Source organism: Kiloniella sp. (assembly GCF_965205715.1).
Classification (GTDB): Bacteria; Pseudomonadota; Alphaproteobacteria; order Kiloniellales; family Kiloniellaceae; genus Kiloniella.
On record NZ_CBDBHW010000008.1, the window covers coordinates 207,653 to 226,293 of the forward strand.

Sequence of the window (18,641 nt, forward strand, 5' to 3'; positions counted from 1 at the left end):
TTAGCGTGACAGAAGAGTTCGAAGAAGAACTAACCGATGATCAAATTGATCGCTACGCACGCCACCTGGTGCTCCCAGAAGTGGGGGAAGAAGGTCAGTTAAAACTCTTAAATTCTAAAGTATTGGTTATCGGAGCGGGCGGGCTTGGCTCGCCCCTTCTCCTTTATCTCGCAGCAGCAGGCGTTGGCACAATTGGTGTTGTTGATGATGACAAGGTCGATCTATCAAACCTCCAAAGGCAAGTTATTCACGACACTGATCACATAGACCATCCTAAGGTACAATCAGCATCTGCCAGACTAAAAGCCATCAACCCTGACGTTACAATCAACACTTACGAATTCCGCCTTAACGACACAAACGTCGACGAAATTGTTCAGGCATACGACCTTGTGGCCGATGGCTGTGACAACTTCAAAACCCGCTATCTGATAAATGACGCTTGCTATCGACAAAAAGTACCGCTGGTCTCGGCGGCAATCATGCGATTCGATGGGCAATTGACCACCTTTCGTGCCTTTGAAGATGATGATAAGCCTTGTTATCGATGCTTGTTCGGAGACGAACAAATCGCCGAAAAGGGAAGTTGTGCAGATGTCGGCGTACTTGGCGCCCTTGCCGGTACTATGGGCAGCTTACAATCGGTTGAGGTCATCAAGGAACTTCTGGGCATCGGCGAAAGCCTGGAGAATACGCTGCTATTGTATGATTCACTCGGAACTTCTTTCCACCGCATGAAAACCAAGCGCGATCCCGCCTGCACTCTCTGCGGTAACAAATAGTCTTTCTCTACAATAACTTTTCGATCGGATAGCCTGAAAAGTGCTTTGAAGTATTAAGTACGACATGGCTGCTGATGTTCATCACTCCTGGCGTGTCTGTTGCGTCCAGAAGGTAATCATTGATCTCATTGTATCGCCCCATATCCGGCGCCACGATACGCAAACAGAAATCAAATGACCCACTGACCATATAACACTCGACCACTTCAGGTATGTTTTGGATATAATCCTGAAAAGCCTTGAACTGATCGCGAGAGTGATCTTTGAGAGTGACCGTTGCGATCACCATCACGGATCGACACACCCGCTCGAGATCAACCATTCCAAAATAAGGCCCGATAAACCCCCTCTCTTCAAGCTTCCTTACCCTATTCAGGCATGAACTCGGTGATAGATTGACCCGATCTGAAAGTTCTTGATTGGTAATTCGGGCCTCTTCTTGAAGAATCGAAAGAATCTTTTGGTCGATACGATCTAATTGCTGATCTAGTGCCATTATTACTCCTTATCTATCTGTAATCAGGTATCCAGATAGATTTTCATTTCCCATAATTATCTTAGAGATATTAGTAAAAATTCCTGATTTTCTCACAATATTTTAGATCGCCTACCCTGCAAAGACAAACGAATGATAAAAACCATCCTTGCAATGAGTGAAACCGAATATAATTCGGTATGACTCCTTTAAACCGCAGTATCTGCGTTTAAAAGCAGTGACTTCGATAAGACCTTCGGTAGATCCTGCGGTAGAATCATTTAAGCCATGTAAAATGGGAATGTACATAATAACCGCACAATAACCGCAGGGACCCTCGCTAGGTATTTCTATCGAGACGAGATCCACCAAAGGAGCAAAAGATGTCTAACGTTCTTCCTGGCCGCGAAGCCATGATGACAACCTATAACCCGCCCAATATTGCGTTTGAAAGAGGCGAAGGCACCTGGCTTTACGCGGAAGACGGTAAGAAATATCTCGATTTCTTCAGTGGTATTGCGGTCTGTGCCTTTGGTCACGCGCACCCTCATTTGGTGAAGGCCCTGAAGGATCAAGCAGACAAGTTCTGGCACTGCTCTAACATGTTTCGGATTACCCAAACGGAGAGGCTGTCTCAACGTCTCACAGACAGTAGCTTTGCCACCAAGGTTTTCTTTAGCAACTCCGGTGCAGAATCAAACGAATGCGGTCTTAAAATCCTCCGCAAGTACCAAGAATCAAAAGGTCGTCCTGAACGCAAGCGTATCATCGGCATGTCCAGCGCCTTTCATGGCCGCACAATGGGCACAATCGCAGCAGCAGGTAATCCAGCACATACAGCTGGATTCTTGATGGACGACGAAGGATACGACCAGGTTCCTTTTGGTGATCTCGCTGCCCTCGAAGCTGCAATCACTGATAAAACTGCTGGTGTGGTATTTGAGCCCGTTCAAGGTGAAGGTGGTATCCGCCCTGCTGATGCTGAATACGTAAAAGGTATCCGCGCTCTGTGCGATAAACACGACATCCTTATGATGGTCGACGAAGTTCAATGTGGCATGGGCCGTACTGGTAAAATGTTTGCCTACGAATGGTCCGGAATTGAGCCAGACGTTATGTCCCTGGCCAAAGGCATGGGTGGCGGCTTCCCTGTTGGCGCCTGCCTGGCAAATGATAAAGCTGCAGAAGCTATGGTATTTGGCACCCACGGCAGTACATTTGGCGGCAATCCACTTGGTGGCGCTGTTGGTAATGCCGTTATGGATCTGATGATGGAAGACGGTTTCCTTGCTTCTGTTACTGAGAAATCAAACAAGGTTCGGGCTCAATTGGAAGAGCTGATCGCCAAGCATCCTAAAGCGCTTGTATCCGTTCACGGCCTAGGCCTCATGATCGGCTTAAAGTGTGTCGTGCCTAACGGCGATATGCTTCTTGAACTTCGTGAGCAGGGTCTGCTCTGTGCCAAGTCCGGCGACAACCAAATTCGCTTCTTGCCACCTTTGAATGTTTCCAACGAAGAACTGGACATCGCTATCGAAATTCTCGATCGCACTTGCGCCAAGTTGACAGCATAAGAAAAGGGCGGTTGATGACCTACACTTCTTCTCTCGAGTGGATCGATCAGCAACAGGATAATATGTTATCCGAAGTGTTGTCGCTCTGTGAAATCAATTCAGGAAGTGCAAACATTCCTGGCATTGAAAAGGTCGTCGACCGTCTTTCTGCTTTTGCAGCTTCCTTGGGAGCTGAAGAAGAGCGGCTCGACTTGGAACCGCGAACTGATGTGCTGGATAGCGGCGAAGTCGTCAAAAGCCAAAGTGGCTCCTTACTGCGTCTAACAAAATGGCCAAACGCCAACCGTCGTATCTTGCTTGTTGGACACAGTGATACGGTTTATCCGGTCGATCACAGTTTTCAAAACTGCGTCAATCTTGATGAAAACACCATCAATGGCCCTGGCGTTGCCGACATGAAAGGCGGCATCATTGTGATGCTTACGGCGCTGCAAGCTTTGGAACGCAGTCCTTATGCGGGCAACATTGGTTGGCAGGTCATCATTAATCCAGATGAAGAGATCGGCTCCTTTGCCTCGGCGGGTCACCTAGACCAAGCCGCACGCGCTGCGGATGTTGGAATGATATTTGAGCCAGCTCTCGCGGATGGAACTCTTGCTGGGGCTCGAAAAGGAAGTGGTAATTTTACTCTAATTGCTCGAGGACGAGCCGCACATGCTGGTAGAGAGCATCACCTAGGCCGCAATGCTATTGCCGCTCTGGCAAGAACGATTGCCCTGCTTGATGGTTTGAACGGACAACATGACGGCGTCACGGTCAATGTTGCCAAGCTTACTGGTGGTGGTCCAAATAACGTGGTGCCTGATTTTGCCCTTTGCCGATTTAATATCCGGGTTCCAAGCCCAGAGGGGCAAACTTGGGTAGAAGCTCAAGTTCAAAAAATTATCACTGAGATCGAACAAGAAGATGGCATCTCGCTAGAGTTACATGGCTCCTTCGGCCGGCAACCAAAAGTCATGGATAAGGCCCATCAACAGCTGTTCTCTCTCTTAAAAAGCTGTGGTGATGACCTCGGCCTATCTACAGAAGCCAAAGCCACAGGCGGCTGTTGCGACGGGAATAATCTCGCAGCAGCAGGCCTTGCCAATATCGACACACTCGGTGTTCGAGGCGGAGCAATTCACAGTACCGATGAATTTCTCCTCATCGACAGCCTGAGTGAACGCGCCAAGCTTTCCGCACTGCTACTGCTAAAACTAGCCGCAGGCGAAGCAAGCTGGCCCGACCGCGCAACAACAGCCTAATTAGGCTTATTGGAATTAGGGACCTGTTCCGATGTTAATCATTAGACCTGCAAGACAAAGTGACCTTGGCGACCTTATGGGGCTCTCCCATGCTGTGGGAACAGGCATGACATCCATGCCTGCAAACGAAGGCGCCTGGCTTGAAAAACTGACGCGCTCAGAAGCAAGCTTTAAAACTCCTGCTCAAGGCCCTCAGGGCGAAATATACTTTATGGTCTTGGAAGACACCAAAACCCAAAAGGCGGTAGGCACAACGGCCCTTTACGCAGGGGTGGGGCTCAAATCACCCTTCTATTCCTACAAAATATCGACCCTTGTGAGCGCTTCATCAGAGCTAGATACCACGCGTAAGATGAATGTCATGCTTCTGGTGAACGACTATACTGGCGCAACAGAGATCGGGTCTCTGTATCTTTCCAAAGAATATCGCCAACCAGGCGTGGGACAATTCCTCTCCCGTTGCCGCTACCTGACGCTCGCTGATTTCCCTGATCGTTTTGGTGACATGGTGATGGCCGAAATGCGGGGATGGCAGGACAAAGACGGTGGCTCGCCCTTCTGGACACATCTAGGGGAGAAGTTCTTTGGTATTGCTTTCGAAAGTGCAGACAAAATATCCTCTGTTAAAGGAACTCAGATCATTTCTGACCTTATGCCGAAATATCCAATTTATATCGACCTTTTGCCTGCTGAGGCTCAAGAGGTAATTGGCAAGCCACACGAATCTTCGTCTCCAGCTCTACGCCTGTTGGAAAAAGAGGGCTTCAACTTTAATGGGTATGTAGATGTCTTTGACGGCGGCCCTTCTGTCGAGGTCCCCACACGCAACATCAAAACTCTTCAATCCAGTGTAGTCGCGAATCTTGGCGGCGCTGAAGAACAAAATATCGCAGAAGATCAGTCCAACCTCTACATGGTCAGTAACGCCAATATTGAGGCATATCGCATGTGTCTACAGCCTGCAAAAATTGACGATGATGGCACGATCAAACTGACACAAGAAACCATTGATGCACTCCGCCTAAATCAAGGCGATCAAGTACGTTACGTGAAATTCCGGGAGAAAAGACCATGAGCCTAAATCAAAAACTATACATCAACGGTGAATGGCTCTCAGGCCAAGGCTCCGAGCTTACTTCTCTCAACCCTGCCAACAGTGAAATCATTTGGAGAGCCGCTTCTGCAACAGCAAACGATGTCAACGATGCCATCGCATCTGCACGCGGAGCTCTCCGTAATTGGGCACTGGCTTCGATTGAAAGCAGGATAGAGATTATCACCCGCTACCGTGATCTTTTGAAAGAACGCCAAGAAGAGATTGCTATCGCAATCGCCATGGAAACGGGAAAGCCCCTGTGGGAGACCCGCACAGAAGCCGCCGCCATGGTTGGGAAGGTAGCACTTTCTTTGGATGCATTTGAAAAGCGTACTGGCGACAGTGAGAATCAAATGGGTGAAGGCCTAAAAGCTACCCTCCGCCACAAACCTCATGGGGTGGTCGCAGTCTTTGGTCCCTATAACTTCCCTGGTCACCTGCCCAACGGACATATCGTTCCCTCGCTCATTGCCGGAAACACCCTCGTCTTCAAACCAAGTGACCAAACACCGATGGTGGCAGAGGTTATGGTTCAGGCTTGGCATGACGCCGGACTTCCCGCTGGCGTTCTCAACCTCGTTCAAGGCGCAAAAGAAACTGGAATAGCCCTCGCTGGTCACGACGGTATTGATGGCTTGTTCTTTACCGGTAGTTCAGCAACAGGTGAATTGCTTCACCGCCAGTATGCAGGACAAACCGGCAAGATCTTAGCGCTCGAAATGGGAGGGAATAACCCGCTCATCGTTATGGATGCTGCAGATCATAACGCCGCCGCATATCATACCATCCAGTCAGCCTATATAACTTCAGGCCAGCGTTGCACTTGCTCGCGTCGTCTCATTGTTCCAACCGGCCCTGAAGGTGATAAATTTATTCAGGTCCTCACCGAACAAATCGACGGTATTAAAGTCGGCCAGGATGACCAGGAGAACCCTCCGTTCATGGGCTCACTTATCTCCAATGCAGCGGCTGATGGTATTCTGGCAGCCCAGGACAATCTTGAGAGCCTTGGCGGTAAAGTTCTTCGCAGAGCCGAGCGCCTCTTCGAAGGAAAACCATTTCTCAAGCCCGGCCTTATCGAAGTAACATCTGTAGCGGATCTTCCCGACGAAGAATATTTCGGCCCACTTCTTCAGATCATTAGGGTTACTGATTTTGATGAAGCCGTTCGGGTTGCCAATAACACCCGTTTTGGTTTGTCTGCTGGAATTCTTACCGATTCAAAAGATCTTTGGGAACAGTTCTGGATTGAAAGTCGTGCCGGGATCGTGAATTGGAACCGACCGCTTACGGGTGCCAGTGGATCAGCGCCGTTTGGTGGCGTAGGCGCCAGCGGAAACCATCGCCCAAGCGCTTTCTATGCAGCTGACTACGCGGCGTATCCTGTAGCGTCTCTCGAAGCCGATACTCTGAACATCCCCGGCCAGCTCGTGCCTGGGATCACATTGACGGACAAAGGATAAAGCCATGACCTATTACGAGGTCAATTTTGACGGTCTTGTTGGCCCAACCCACAATTTTGCCGGCCTGTCCTATGGCAACATAGCTTCTGACAAATCTGCCAAGGGCACATCAAGTCCCAAAGGCGCTGCTCTTCAAGGTTTGGAGAAAATGAAAGCCCTGTCAGACATGGGTATGAAACAAGGCGTTCTCCCTCCTCAAGAACGTCCTCACATGCCGACACTACGGGGACTTGGTTATGGCGGCAGTGATCGCGATATTCTTGCAACAGCCGCCAAGGATGACCCAGCGTTGCTCGCAGGTGCTTGTTCTGCGTCTTGCATGTGGGTCGCCAATGCCGCAACAGTATCCCCTCGTCTCGACACACATGATGGCAGGACGCACTTTACCCCGGCCAACCTGATCTCCATGTTCCACCGCTCCATTGAACATCCGACCACGGGCCGCACACTACAGACCATCTTTGCTGATGATAGCCGCTTTGCACATCATCCTGCGCTGCATAGCAGTCCACATTTCGGGGATGAAGGTGCTGCAAACCACACTCGCTTTTGTGTCGATTACGGTGATCCCGGTATTGAGTTCTTTGTCTATGGCGTAGAGGCCCTACGTAAAGGAGCAGATGGACCCCAAAAATTCCCGGCGCGCCAAACATTAGAGGCCTGCCAAGCCGTTGCACGCTTACACGGATTGTCTGAAGATCGTGTCGTCTATGCACAGCAAAATCCGGATGTGATCGATCAGGGCGTGTTCCACAATGATGTAATCTCGGTCGGCAATGGCCGTGCCTTGTTCCACCACGAGAAAGCTTTTCTCAACACCGATGCTTTAAAAGAAGAATTGAACCGCAAATTACCCGGCGGAGACATGGTCTTTGTCGAAGTACCGGATAACAAAGTATCTGTTCAAGATGCAGTACAAAGCTATCTCTTCAATAGTCAATTGATTTCGCCCTCTGGGAGCGGAAGCAATGCAATGACCCTTGTTGCTCCAATCGAATGTCAGGAAAATACCCGGGTCAAAAGCTATCTGGACAACCTCGTCGCACAAGATGGCGCCATTAATGACGTAAAATATTTTAATCTACGTCAGTCTATGAAAAATGGCGGCGGCCCAGCCTGTCTCCGGCTTCGGGTTGTTCTTAATGAGGCTGATCTCAATAATTTAGGTGCACGCGTCATTCTTGACGATAGTCTCTATGCCGAATTGAGGGACTGGGTATCACGTAATTATAGAGATGAACTAAGCGCGGATGATATTCGCGATCCTTCCCTGCTTTATGAAGTTCGCGCAGCTCTCGAAGAGCTAACCGGCATCTTGAAGCTCGGCAGACTTTACGAGTTCCAGCGGGCTTAAGTCAGGCTCCCGTCTTGACTTAAGCTTCTTTAATCCCGGGCAGTTACGACTGCTCGGGATCTTTTTTACCCTTAACCACGATAAAGATCAGAGCGTGTTGATGGCATGCCAGACAGCCCCTTTGTCCGTTTTGTTGCAACGGTCTGAAATATATTCAAAGTCCCCCGGGTGAATGCGAGAGAAACACCTGTGAGATAGAGCACCCACAGCCTATAGCGTTCAGCCCCTGCTTCTGCAATTGCGGCCTCAGAGTTTTCCATCAATCGTCGAGCCCACAGTTCGGTTGTTCTTGCATAGTGTTCCCGCCAAGCTTCGACATCATGGACTTCAAAGCCATGAGCTTCGAGATTACGAACCGTCATCCCGATATGATCAACTTCCGCGCCTGGGAAGATATATTTCAGCATTGAATTGTATTCAGGCCGTTTGCGATTGAATTTGGCATCGCTGGTTTTGCCTCTTCGAGTAATGGCGTGATGGAGGTAAAGCCCCCGTGGCTCAAGCAGACGATTGACCGTTAGATAATAATCGCGGTGGTTTTCAATCCCGACATGCTCGAACATACCAATAGACGATACTTTATCAAAAGTTCCCTCCAGCAAACGGAAATCCTTAAGCTCGACGGAAACCTTATCTTCGAGCCCGCGTTCTTTAATTCGTTGTTGTGCCAAGGCAAGCTGTTCTTCGGATAGCGTCACACCCAATGCCGTCACACCATATTTCTCAGCTGCGTAACAGATCAGAGCACCCCAGCCACACCCGATATCCAGCAAGCGATCACCGGGTTTCAGACGCAGTTTCCGGCAGATCATCTCGAGCTTATCTGTTTGTGCCGTCGCCAGATCATTGGACCAGTCGGTGAAATACCCACAGGTATAAACCATCTCGGGATCAAGAAATAGCTCGTAGAAATGATTAGAGACATCATAGTGGTAGGCAATGTCAGCCTGTTCACTCCCCTTCCCAGAAGTCGTTCCCTCCCCTTTGAGATCAAGGTTTTGATTATGACTTCGGGCAAAAAATAACGGTAAAAGCGTTTTTAGCAAAAGGGATTTATTAAGGCTTTTAATAAGCGCTTTGGTTTTCCCTTTAGGCCGTTGCTCTGCAAGATCAAAGAGCGAGCCACCACGAATATCCAAACCGCCGGAGAGATATAAATCAATCACCGTCTTGAGTTTAGGGCGGCGGAGTAACTTTGTAAGAACCGTTTGATCAGCAAGAGCTAGACGGAGATCGTTCTCGCCACCTTTAGAGGCTGGAACCGTGGATCCATCCCAGAGCTGAAAGGCAAAGGTCAGCCCAAGCTTTTCGTGTAAATGTGTCAAGGCGCGGGTAACGGCCTCAAGTGTACGGTCCTGCCCCATCACAGACATAGATAATTCCCTGATCATGAATCAACAAATTGCACCACACTAAATCAGAGCTTACCCAATCAAGAGTAGTGACACAATTAAACTTGTTCACGCATGGGGAACAGCAATTAGTTTTCCACATCAATCCATTACATTTCATATAATGCAATTGTTCTTGTTTTTCTTTCACCCTATCCTATCTTCCATATGAATACGGATTTAAAAGAGGGCCTTAGAGTTGAGCACTTTCTTTTTAACAAGAGCAACACAGGCTCGATCTTGTAACCGCATGATCATCACTGTAGTCTGTTCATAAGTTTCGCCAGTAAAATCAACGCCTCACAGACAAACAAGTAGAGATAGACAAACGATGGAAATAATTATCGGCCCTTTGATTCTTGTCGCACAAGTTGCCCTCAACCTCTTTTGGTGGGCCTTGGTAATCTCAGCTATCCTAAGTTGGTTGGTCGCCTTTAATGTCATCAACACAAGCAATCAATTTGTGAATTCAGTAGGTTCTTTTCTCTATAGCATAACGGAACCAGCCCTTCGGCCGATCCGGCGTTTTGTCCCCCCCTTAGGCGGTTTGGACATGTCCTTTATCGTCTTACTTTTGATTATTCTATTCGTCCAAAACGTTTTAGCTCGCCTACAGTATAGTATTGGCTAAGAGTTTATTGCAGTGGTTACCCTTGGAAAGTTTCACCAACAAGTAGGTAGCAGACTGCGACTGGAAACCCGATTACAGCCCAATGTAAATAATATGTAACGAGAAGGTATCGCTAACATGTCTCATTCCCTCGAATTGACCAGTACCGATATTCTTCTTGTTGTCGATGTTCAAAACGATTTTTGCGATGAGGGTGCCTTAGCTGTTCCCAATGGGGATCAGGTTGTCCCGGTTATCAATGGCCTAATTGACTGCTTTCTTCACTCCATAGCCACTCAGGACTGGCACCCGGCTGATCACCAGTCCTTTGCCTCATCCCATAATGATGACCTCGAGCCCTTTTCAACGACGGAACTTTCCTATGGTCCACAGATTTTATGGCCAGACCATTGTATCCAGGGCGAGACAGGATCCGCATTTCACAAAGATCTCGATCAGGATTCTCTTGAATTGATTATTCGCAAAGGTTTCAGGAAAGAGATCGATTCCTATTCTGCCTTTTTCGAAAACGACCGATCGACAACAACCGGCCTGACGGGGTATCTTAAAAGTCGTGGTATCAAGCGTATTTTTCTGTGTGGTTTAGCAACTGATTTTTGTGTTTATTACTCTGCCATTGATGCCGTAAAACAAGGCTTTGAAACCTTTGTTATTGCTGATGCCTGTCGCGCAATCGACATGGACGGCTCCTTGGCAAAAGCCATGACTCACATGCGAGAATCCGGTGTCGAGATTATCAGTTCAGACGAACTGTAACTGGATTATCCGATCAACCGATCAGCAATTCGGAATAGATTGCTTTGGCTCTCTTGAGATAAGTCATTGCATAGCTCGCGCTAAAGCCATAAAAAAATCGAAAATTCGATTGTCTCCTCTTTGACAGGGGAGAAGGCGCCTGGATATACGAACTGGGTTCAACTAAGGAGACCTAAGGATGTCAACTGCGACGATTATCGACGGCAAAAAATTTGCTGCTGGCCTACGAGGCCGAATTGCCGAAGAAGTTACCCGTATTAAGGCTGAGCACAACTTGACCCCAGGTCTCGCAGTTGTTCTCGTGGGTGAAGATCCTGCCAGCCAGGTATACGTTCGCAGCAAAGGCAAACAGACTCTTGAAGCAGGCATGAACTCTTACGAGCACAAAATGTCACCTGAAACAACTCAGGAAGAGCTACTTGCCAAGGTTGAAGAGCTTAACAATGACCCTGCCGTTCACGGCATTCTGGTTCAACTCCCTGTTCCAGCTCACATTGATGACCACGCAATTATCAATGCAATCGATCCAAACAAAGACGTTGATGGCTTCCACGTAATCAACTCTGGTCGTTTGGCTACAGGTGGTAAGGGTGCCAGCGCACCAATGGTTCCGTGTACGCCATTAGGTTCTATCATGCTACTTAAAGATCACCTCGGCGATCTTTCTGGTAAGACAGCTGTTGTTGTTGGTCGCTCGAACATCGTTGGTAAACCAATGGCTCAGCTTCTTCTTCAAGAAAGCTGTACTGTGACCATTGCACACAGCCGTACCAAAGATCTTGCCGACGTTGTTCGTCAGGCTGATATCGTTGTCGCGGCCGTAGGACGCGCCGAAATGGTCAAAGGTGACTGGATCAAACCTGGAGCGACTGTTATCGACGTTGGCATCAACCGTATTGAAGTTGATGGTAAGAACAAACTGGTTGGTGATGTCGCAACGGCTGAAGCCATCATTCCAGCGGGTGCGATCACACCCGTTCCTGGCGGTGTTGGCCCAATGACAATTGCTTGTCTATTGGCAAATACCCTGACAGCAGCCTGTCGCCAGCACGGTATTACAGAGCCAAACCTGCTCTGATAATTACCTTTAAGAGATACTTACAAAAAAGCCCTGGATTATTTTTCCAGGGCTTTTTTGTATATGAATAAAATTAAACATTCACCGATCAGTCGAGTTAAACTCTCAAGACTCGATCGTTAGTGTTTAATTCTTTGCTATTTCGAGCTTAAACAAGCCCTTGATCGGTGCCTTGGGATCAGCAACTTCACCTTTACGGATAATATTGATCCGGCCAGTACGCGCGAGGTGCAGAGCTTGCTGCCGAATTGCTGGCAAATATTTGCGCCATGTATCAGGACGTTCGTCTTTTTTAGCGCGTGGTTTGTAATAAGCACGTGCAAGGTTATCCGGGCTCACAGGTGCTTCAGCACCATGGAGTTCTCCAAGAATAAAGATGGCCACGGGGTCATCTGTCTTTTTCTTTTCTTCGCTCATGACGGTCTCTTTCATCAATAATTGCGCCTTCACTAACGTGAAACGGGCTTATGAGCAATCACAATCTCTTTGTTCCGCCGCTTAGCAGTTCTGTGAAAAGGTAATAATGTTGCTCCCACCTGAACAACTTCAAGCCCATTGAGAGATGTATTCACATCTTAAATTCATAATTTACGGTACAAGAAATAACGTTTTTTCTGAATTCCCTCGGGCAGAGACAGCTCTTCAAAGTTGGGTAAATCCAAAGCCAATCCAGAAGCAACAATCCCTCCCTGCGCTGTTCTCTCTATAATTAAGGGAGAAATCCATGCACATGTAGCAAGATCGGTTGTCGGATCTCCAGACCCAAGATCACAGTGAATAAGGGCCGCTTCAGCTTTTACTCTAGGACCACAAAAAGCCAAAGTATCGCGAATCTCCCCAAGAATCATGTAATCACCATCAGCGACACTCTGAGGATTGGCGTTTATGCTTCTATCAAAAACAAAGATCTCCCGTAGAGGAAGGTTTTCGCGCAAGTGATCATACGTTCGACCATTCCCGAGCCCGAGCTCTAACACGGGCCCGTCTACATCTGAAATTTCACCTGTAACATAGTTTAATATATCCCTTTGAGCCGAAACTCTGCGAATAAAGCTATCTAATCTACTCATGCCTACTTTCCTAATATTTATGGCTCTTCTCCGCTTTGTTGAGTAGAAAAAGATGCCGACCGCCAAGTAACCTGTTGATATGTATGGTTTCTGATAACTTTACATAGAGCAGGTATATGACAATCAACATCTCGCAGCATATTTTAGGCCTCAAAGGGCAACGTGTAAATGAAATTAAACTGGATGACGGCGGTGTTAAGATTGTCATTCACTGCAGCCGAGACGCGCGTAGGAGGGCTATAGACCCTGCTACAGGCCAGAAGGGAAGCATCAACCAGCATGTCCGCCGACAAGTAAACGACATCCCCCTTTTTGGGTATCCTTGTGTGGTCGAGATTGAGCTGGCGCAGGTTTATATTAACAAGGGCGAACGCCGCATTGAGGGGTGTGATTTTGTTGATAAAGGGTGCCGTTTCACTCACCGATTTTGCCGACTGATCAGTGGATTATGTCGGCATATGTCTATTCAAGCGGTTTCCAGACATTTGGATATACGATGGGAAACGGTCAAGAATATCGACAGGGCATACCTTATTGAAACTCTCCCTACGCTTGATCCTGCAGAGCTAACTGGCTTGGAATATATTGGTGTAGATGAAGTTGCCCGGGCGAAAGGTCATGACTACATGACGGTGGTCTACGATATGGTTGGCGGTCATCTGATCTGGGTTGAAGCAGGCCGAACTGCCGAGGTTTTTTCAAGGTTTTTGAAACAACTGCAACCAGATACAGCCTGCAAAATAAAGGCCGTAGCGATGGATATGGGGCCTGCCTACCAAAAGGCTGTCAGAGAGTCCTTGCCGTTGGCCGACATAGTATTTGACCGTTTCCACGTCATGAAAAACTACAGCAAAGCTATCCATAATCAGCGTCGACTTGAGTTCAGAAAGGCCGATCCAAGTGGTAAAGAGTTGATGAAAGGGACGCATTATCTGTTGCTCAAAAATGCGGATAAGTTGAGTGAAAAACAAAGTGACAAGCTGCAAAGGTTGCTGGAGAGCAATAGCAACCTGAATGCACTTTACGTCTTGAAAGAACAGCTTCAGCTGCTGTGGAGTGCCGCTTCATTTGAGGCGATGGCGGAGCAACTGGAACGTTGGTGCCTGATAGCAGATCAGTCACAGATGCTCTATCTAAAAAAGTTCGCGAAATCCCTACGGAAACATTGTGTGGGCATCTGCAACTACGCCAAACACAAGCTCACAAGCGCCAGGATAGAGGCTGGTAATGTCAGTATAGGAATGATCCGTAAGCGAGCCAGAGGCATCAAGGATACCGAATACTTCAAACTCAAAATTAGACAATCATCCATTCCAGATAATCAATCTATGCTCTATTTGAAATCCTAAATCTACTCAACAAAGCGGAGAAGTGCCATATTTATGTCCTTGAGAGTGAAGGGATATCGACCTCAGACACAACTGACGCGATTATAACATAGATAAGAAACGCATAAGCTTTCGACAATGTTTATCAACAAAAAAAGCCCTGCAAATGCAGAGCTTTTTTTAAAAGTTTAGAGCAAATTATTTTTGTTTGTTCAAAAGCTTCAGTCTCAGCGCGTTCAGCTTGATAAAGCCTTCCGCATCGCGCTGGTCATAAACAGTGTCTTCTTCGAAAGTCACGTGCTCAAGGCTATAAAGTGACTTCGCAGACTCGCGTCCGGTTACGATCGCATTGCCTTTGTAGAGTGAAAGACGAACAGTACCCTCGACGTGCTCTTGAGACTTGTCGATCATTGCCTGAAGCATTTCACGCTCTGGACTGTACCAGAAACCATTGTAGATCAGTTCTGCGTATTTCGGCATCAGCTCATCTTTAAGGTGCATCGCACCCCGGTCCAGAGTGATGGATTCGATAGCACGGTGAGCAGCAAGCAGGATCGTTCCACCCGGCGTTTCGTAGATCCCACGAGACTTCATACCAACAAAACGGCCTTCAACAAGATCGAGGCGACCAATACCATTTGCACCACCAAGCTCGTTAAGCTTCGTCAAGATCTCTGCAGGTGACATTTTCTGACCGTTGATACCCACAGCATCACCACGGTTAAACTCGATGGTAATTTCAGTCGCTTCATCCGGCGCAGCCATTGGAGAAACAATGCGTTGATATACATGTTCGCCAGGTGCGACCCACGGATCTTCCATTTCCTTACCTTCTGAAGAAGTATGCAGAAGGTTGGCATCAACAGAAAACGGCGCTTCGCCGCGCTTGTCTTTCGCAATCGGAATTTGATGCTTCTCAGCAAAATCGATCAAACGGGTACGAGAAGTCAGATCCCATTCACGCCAAGGAGCAATCACTTTAATGTCCGGGTTCAAAGCATAACAGCTGAGTTCGAAACGAACCTGATCGTTACCTTTACCAGTCGCGCCGTGAGCAACTGCGTCAGCACCCACCTCTTCAGCGATCTCGATCAAACGCTTGGAAATGAGCGGGCGCGCAATGGATGTTCCAAGAAGATAAACACCTTCGTAAACAGCATTGGCACGGAACATTGGGAAGACATAATCGCTGACAAATTCTTCGCGAACGTCTTCGATGTAAATGTCCTTTACGCCACAAGCTTCGGCTTTCTTGCGTGCTGGTTCCAGCTCTTCACCTTGACCAAGGTCAGCCGTGAAAGTCACAACTTCACAGTTATAAGTTTCCTGGAGCCATTTCAGGATTACTGAAGTATCAAGTCCGCCTGAATAGGCCAGAACGACTTTTTTGATATCGCCCATAAGAGTCCACGCCCCTGTAAATAGTGGCTATGCCGCGAAGGCGGCATAATTGCCGTTTGTAGGTAAATCTGCGGGGAGTATAGGTAAATCCTGACTTAGGGCAAGTATTGTCATCATCGAATACATCGAAATTCTTACAAATTACACCTAACTCAATTAGTCTTTTTGGGTTTAAGCCACTTGAGCCTGATTTGACCACTGTTGTGAAGGTTTCGGTAAACGCATTAATTGACGTATATGACTGGTGTTTTTCTCGGATGTAAGGTCTGACAATAACTGCAGAGCAACCTCAACACCCGTCCCTGGCCCTGTAGAACTAATCAAGCCATCATCAGCAACCACAGCCTTGTCAACAAAACGAGCACCAAAGGCCTCAAGTTGCTGTTTTCGCTTACCGCCGACCTGATGGTAGACAGTGGCTTGGCGATTTTTAAGTACGCCTGCATGCCCCAGGGCAAGGGAGGCGACGCAAACTGAAGCGATAGGTTTATTCTGGCTTTCAAAAAATTGGATGACGTCAGAGAATTCTACTGAATAGGCATCTTCATAGAAACCAGCGCCGTCGAAACCACCTGGGATGGCCAAGGCGTCAAATTCAGTAAGGTCGACTTCGTGCAAAACTTTATCGGGAATAGCAGAAAACCCAAATGTACATTTTAGCGGAGACCGTAACCCAACAGAAACCAGTTCAATTTTCTCTTCACCGTCAATATCAGCCCATCCGAATACATCGGTAAAAGCAGCGGCTTCTAGCAATTCAAAACCATCTGCGAGCAAAAGTAATATCCGTTTCATGATAACCTCTAAACTATGTGTAATTGGAATTGGAGGTGAGAACTGTACGTTTCAAAGATCCAGAACCAACTCTGATTGTTCTTTGGTTCTAACGGGAACTGCAGAGCAAAGTAGGACTTCGTCATCAGCCAAACCCACCGAATGGCCCCTTGGATAGGTCACGGATCCAGATTGGATTTTTGAAGTACAGGCTCCGCAATTCCCAGACCGGCAGGAAAAATCAGGCGACAAGCCAGCTTCTTCGGCAAGCTGTAAAAGACTTCCCTTTTCCGAATTCCATTCCGCTTCCAGATTTGACTTCGTAAAACGAACAGCCACTGGCTCATTCGGTAATTCACTTGGGTCAACCATCTCTAGATTTCCAACGGGATCATCATCTGAAGGTTGGCTTTTGAGGACCATCGCGGGCCCAAAGCTCTCGTACCGGATCCTTTCATCTCTGACCCCAAGCGCGACCAAAGCCTCATAGAGCGAAGACATAAAGGCAGCAGGGCCACACAAATAGAAATCATAATCATCAAGGGGTAAAAGCTCTTGCAGCAAGTTCAGGTCAATATGACCTTTACCGTTATAATCTCTTCCAAGATCATCCTCTGATTGAGGCTGCGAATAAGCGTTGTACCTAGTCAGCGTCTCAAACCAGGTGCCAAGAGCAGTGATGTATTTACCAAAGGCGTGCTCAGAACGATTGCGGGTTCCGTGGATAAAATGAATCTTCCGCGTACTTAGCCCTGCTTTCTCTTGTTCAAGAAGGCTCTCAAGCATCGCAATCATAGGAGTGACACCAACACCACCGGAAACGAGAACCACTGGTCTTTGGCTCTCTTTATCAAGGTGAAAATCTCCTCGTGGTGCCTGAGCTTCTATAACGTCCCCCGGCTTAATACGATCGTGAAAGTGTTTAGAAACAAGCCCATCTTCTTCTCGTTTGATCGACAGGCGATAATATCGGCCGTTAAAGGCATTAGAGACCGTATAAGTTCTTCTAATTTCGCCTTTGCTGCCAGTAGATTCAGGTATTTCCAACTTGATTGGCAAGTGTTGGCCCGGTTCATACTCAATGAGAGCCTTTTTATCTTCCGGAACGAGATAAAAAGATGAAATCGTTTCGCTTTCCTGCTCGATCTTGGCCACGACATAACGGCGCCAGGCATCTCGGTTCCGGATTATGGCGAGAGTTTCATCTGCCTCCTCCCAACTCCCTGTTAAATCAAGGAAAGAAGAATAGCTTTCGAAATTCCAACTCATTGGTAAACTTTTTTCAACACGTACGGCTTCATCTACCGTCACTTGGATCATACGTTGAGCATCTGTGAAGGCCCTGACTTCCGGCCCATCCCAGATTACTTCTGCCGCCCCTGTGATATAAAGCAAATCCCCAGAAGTGAAGTCCGGCACCAATAAACCAACTTTGGGATATAGCTCTATATTGCCGATGGTATTGAAATGATTATTGCCGGGAAAATCAGGGAACAGCAGGGTTTTATCATCAACAACTTTAAGAAATCCTGGTTTGCCTCCGCGGTGAGATGCATCAACGCCATGACGACGATCACTGCCATCTTCAAAATACGCAGAGGCAATAAAAAAGGTATCTGCCTGGGAGATGATTGCCTGACTTTCCACACTCAACCGTGCAGAACGTGAGACAGGCTTCTCTAGTACTTCGGAAACATAGGTCTCTTTGAAAGAGGGTGTACGTGCCTGAATAAATTGGGGGCAGTTTCCAAAGCTTTGATCCACATTAATGGAAAAACCACCAGATTCTGTTGCTCCAGAAACTTTACCAGTTAGACGGTTTCGGCGACGGGCATGAAACTCAATGCCGAGAAAACCCAAAGGACTACCCTTGGCTAAATTGTTCCGTAGAGGATCGCCGTACAGTGGTGCATTATCAATGACCATCGAATGTTTATCTGGGGATTTAATAAAACCCGCCTGACCAACAACCATCGAAGCCCAAGGCCTTCCTTGCTCATCAAGAGAACCAACCACAATTTGAGAGAGTTGCGAGTAGAACTCTCTGTGTTGATCAGGCAGGAAATTTCGGACAAATTTCGGAGCATAACTATGAACATTTTCCAGAACGCCTAAACGCCGCTGAACTTTCAACTCACCTTCGTGAAAGGGTGTTGTTTTAGGGTCAAAGAAGGAATTACTCATAACACTACTCCTACAATCCGGTGCAGTCAGATTTTGTCCG

Annotated in this window: 17 protein-coding genes; 10 read left to right on the forward strand and 7 right to left on the reverse strand. The window is 47.6% G+C overall.

Going from position 1 to position 18,641, the window contains the following annotated elements; genetic code table 11:
• The first annotated feature begins 5 nt into the window (after positions 1-5).
• Positions 6-782: a HesA/MoeB/ThiF family protein gene (locus tag ACOGW3_RS09475; protein ID WP_419902736.1), complete on the forward strand. Its 777-nt coding sequence runs from the start codon at positions 6-8 to the stop codon at positions 780-782.
• A gap of 7 nt (positions 783-789) precedes the next feature.
• Here ACOGW3_RS09475 and ACOGW3_RS09480 read toward each other — a convergent pair whose 3' ends face one another.
• Complete coding sequence (locus ACOGW3_RS09480) at positions 790-1,278, reverse strand: Lrp/AsnC family transcriptional regulator (protein WP_419902737.1); 489 nt, start codon at positions 1,276-1,278, stop codon at positions 790-792.
• 362 nt (positions 1,279-1,640) lie between these two features.
• On the opposite strand from ACOGW3_RS09480, the gene ACOGW3_RS09485 reads away from it, so the two are divergent.
• From ACOGW3_RS09485 to astB, 5 genes are read left to right on the forward strand one after another with little or no spacing between them, the layout of a single operon-like run.
• Positions 1,641-2,831, forward strand: a complete 1,191-nt coding sequence (locus ACOGW3_RS09485) for an aspartate aminotransferase family protein (protein ID WP_419902738.1) — start codon at positions 1,641-1,643, stop codon at positions 2,829-2,831.
• A gap of 14 nt (positions 2,832-2,845) precedes the next feature.
• Positions 2,846-4,075, forward strand: coding sequence for a hydrolase (locus tag ACOGW3_RS09490; RefSeq protein ID WP_419902739.1), 1,230 nt, complete (start codon positions 2,846-2,848; stop codon positions 4,073-4,075).
• Positions 4,076-4,106: 31 nt separating this feature from the next.
• Positions 4,107-5,150, forward strand: a complete 1,044-nt coding sequence (locus tag ACOGW3_RS09495) for an arginine N-succinyltransferase (protein WP_419902740.1) — start codon at positions 4,107-4,109, stop codon at positions 5,148-5,150.
• The gene (astD, locus tag ACOGW3_RS09500) at positions 5,147-6,634 is read left to right on the forward strand and encodes a succinylglutamate-semialdehyde dehydrogenase (protein ID WP_419902741.1); all 1,488 of its coding nucleotides are present in this window, start codon (positions 5,147-5,149) and stop codon (positions 6,632-6,634) included. The genes ACOGW3_RS09495 and astD overlap by 4 nt, the downstream gene beginning before the upstream one ends.
• 4 nt (positions 6,635-6,638) lie before the next feature.
• The gene (gene astB, locus ACOGW3_RS09505) at positions 6,639-7,988 is read left to right on the forward strand and encodes an N-succinylarginine dihydrolase (RefSeq protein WP_419902742.1); all 1,350 of its coding nucleotides are present in this window, start codon (positions 6,639-6,641) and stop codon (positions 7,986-7,988) included.
• 71 nt (positions 7,989-8,059) lie between these two features.
• Here astB and ACOGW3_RS09510 read toward each other — a convergent pair whose 3' ends face one another.
• On the reverse strand, positions 8,060-9,361 hold the full coding sequence (locus ACOGW3_RS09510) for a class I SAM-dependent methyltransferase (RefSeq protein ID WP_419902743.1): 1,302 nt from the start codon (positions 9,359-9,361) through the stop codon (positions 8,060-8,062).
• 349 nt (positions 9,362-9,710) lie between these two features.
• Between ACOGW3_RS09510 and ACOGW3_RS09515 the strand changes: the two genes are divergently transcribed.
• The 3 genes from ACOGW3_RS09515 (at position 9,711) to folD (ending at position 11,844) form a co-directional block, all read left to right on the forward strand.
• Positions 9,711-10,010: a YggT family protein gene (locus tag ACOGW3_RS09515; RefSeq protein WP_419902744.1), complete on the forward strand. Its 300-nt coding sequence runs from the start codon at positions 9,711-9,713 to the stop codon at positions 10,008-10,010.
• A 117-nt stretch (positions 10,011-10,127) separates the two neighbouring features.
• Positions 10,128-10,766: a bifunctional nicotinamidase/pyrazinamidase gene (gene pncA, locus ACOGW3_RS09520; protein WP_419902745.1), complete on the forward strand. Its 639-nt coding sequence runs from the start codon at positions 10,128-10,130 to the stop codon at positions 10,764-10,766.
• A 178-nt stretch (positions 10,767-10,944) separates the two neighbouring features.
• Positions 10,945-11,844, forward strand: coding sequence for a bifunctional methylenetetrahydrofolate dehydrogenase/methenyltetrahydrofolate cyclohydrolase FolD (folD, locus tag ACOGW3_RS09525; protein ID WP_419902746.1), 900 nt, complete (start codon positions 10,945-10,947; stop codon positions 11,842-11,844).
• 126 nt (positions 11,845-11,970) lie between these two features.
• Here the strand turns inward: folD and ACOGW3_RS09530 are convergent, their stop codons facing one another.
• Positions 11,971-12,261, reverse strand: a complete 291-nt coding sequence (locus ACOGW3_RS09530) for a DUF3253 domain-containing protein (protein WP_419902747.1) — start codon at positions 12,259-12,261, stop codon at positions 11,971-11,973.
• A 164-nt stretch (positions 12,262-12,425) separates the two neighbouring features.
• Complete coding sequence (locus ACOGW3_RS09535; protein ID WP_419902748.1) at positions 12,426-12,914, reverse strand: class I SAM-dependent methyltransferase; 489 nt, start codon at positions 12,912-12,914, stop codon at positions 12,426-12,428.
• Positions 12,915-13,030: 116 nt separating this feature from the next.
• Here ACOGW3_RS09535 and ACOGW3_RS09540 point away from each other — a divergent pair, with 116 nt between their 5' ends.
• Positions 13,031-14,263 (forward strand): ISL3 family transposase, encoded by a 1,233-nt coding sequence (locus tag ACOGW3_RS09540; protein ID WP_419901077.1) that lies wholly within the window; start codon positions 13,031-13,033, stop codon positions 14,261-14,263.
• A 177-nt stretch (positions 14,264-14,440) separates the two neighbouring features.
• Here ACOGW3_RS09540 and ACOGW3_RS09545 read toward each other — a convergent pair whose 3' ends face one another.
• The 3 genes from ACOGW3_RS09545 to ACOGW3_RS09555 form a co-directional block, all read right to left on the reverse strand.
• A complete protein-coding gene (locus tag ACOGW3_RS09545; RefSeq protein WP_419902749.1) occupies positions 14,441-15,643 on the reverse strand; it encodes an argininosuccinate synthase in 1,203 nt (400 codons plus the stop codon).
• 171 nt (positions 15,644-15,814) lie between these two features.
• Positions 15,815-16,438 carry a DJ-1/PfpI family protein gene (locus ACOGW3_RS09550; RefSeq protein WP_419902750.1) on the reverse strand — a complete coding sequence of 208 codons (624 nt, stop codon included), beginning with the start codon at positions 16,436-16,438 and terminating at the stop codon, positions 15,815-15,817.
• A 51-nt stretch (positions 16,439-16,489) separates the two neighbouring features.
• On the reverse strand, positions 16,490-18,601 hold the full coding sequence (locus tag ACOGW3_RS09555; protein ID WP_419902751.1) for a pyridoxamine 5'-phosphate oxidase family protein: 2,112 nt from the start codon (positions 18,599-18,601) through the stop codon (positions 16,490-16,492).
• Positions 18,602-18,641 lie beyond the last annotated feature (40 nt).

Bases quoted from the DNA above. Each gene is read 5' to 3' on its own strand.
- ACOGW3_RS09535 (WP_419902748.1), bottom strand. From the start codon at position 12,914: ATGAGTAGATTAGATAGCTTTATTCGCAGAGTTTCGGCTCAAAGGGAT.
- ACOGW3_RS09545 (WP_419902749.1), bottom strand. From the start codon at position 15,643: ATGGGCGATATCAAAAAAGTCGTTCTGGCCTATTCAGGCGGACTTGAT.
- ACOGW3_RS09485 (WP_419902738.1), top strand. From the start codon at position 1,641: ATGTCTAACGTTCTTCCTGGCCGCGAAGCCATGATGACAACCTATAAC.
- ACOGW3_RS09490 (WP_419902739.1), top strand. From the start codon at position 2,846: ATGACCTACACTTCTTCTCTCGAGTGGATCGATCAGCAACAGGATAAT.
- astB (WP_419902742.1), top strand. From the start codon at position 6,639: ATGACCTATTACGAGGTCAATTTTGACGGTCTTGTTGGCCCAACCCAC.
- ACOGW3_RS09515 (WP_419902744.1), top strand. From the start codon at position 9,711: ATGGAAATAATTATCGGCCCTTTGATTCTTGTCGCACAAGTTGCCCTC.
- folD (WP_419902746.1), top strand. From the start codon at position 10,945: ATGTCAACTGCGACGATTATCGACGGCAAAAAATTTGCTGCTGGCCTA.
- ACOGW3_RS09510 (WP_419902743.1), bottom strand. From the start codon at position 9,361: ATGTCTGTGATGGGGCAGGACCGTACACTTGAGGCCGTTACCCGCGCC.
- ACOGW3_RS09555 (WP_419902751.1), bottom strand. From the start codon at position 18,601: ATGAGTAATTCCTTCTTTGACCCTAAAACAACACCCTTTCACGAAGGT.
- ACOGW3_RS09530 (WP_419902747.1), bottom strand. From the start codon at position 12,261: ATGAGCGAAGAAAAGAAAAAGACAGATGACCCCGTGGCCATCTTTATT.
- ACOGW3_RS09495 (WP_419902740.1), top strand. From the start codon at position 4,107: ATGTTAATCATTAGACCTGCAAGACAAAGTGACCTTGGCGACCTTATG.
- ACOGW3_RS09480 (WP_419902737.1), bottom strand. From the start codon at position 1,278: ATGGCACTAGATCAGCAATTAGATCGTATCGACCAAAAGATTCTTTCG.
- ACOGW3_RS09550 (WP_419902750.1), bottom strand. From the start codon at position 16,438: ATGAAACGGATATTACTTTTGCTCGCAGATGGTTTTGAATTGCTAGAA.
- astD (WP_419902741.1), top strand. From the start codon at position 5,147: ATGAGCCTAAATCAAAAACTATACATCAACGGTGAATGGCTCTCAGGC.
- ACOGW3_RS09540 (WP_419901077.1), top strand. From the start codon at position 13,031: ATGACAATCAACATCTCGCAGCATATTTTAGGCCTCAAAGGGCAACGT.
- pncA (WP_419902745.1), top strand. From the start codon at position 10,128: ATGTCTCATTCCCTCGAATTGACCAGTACCGATATTCTTCTTGTTGTC.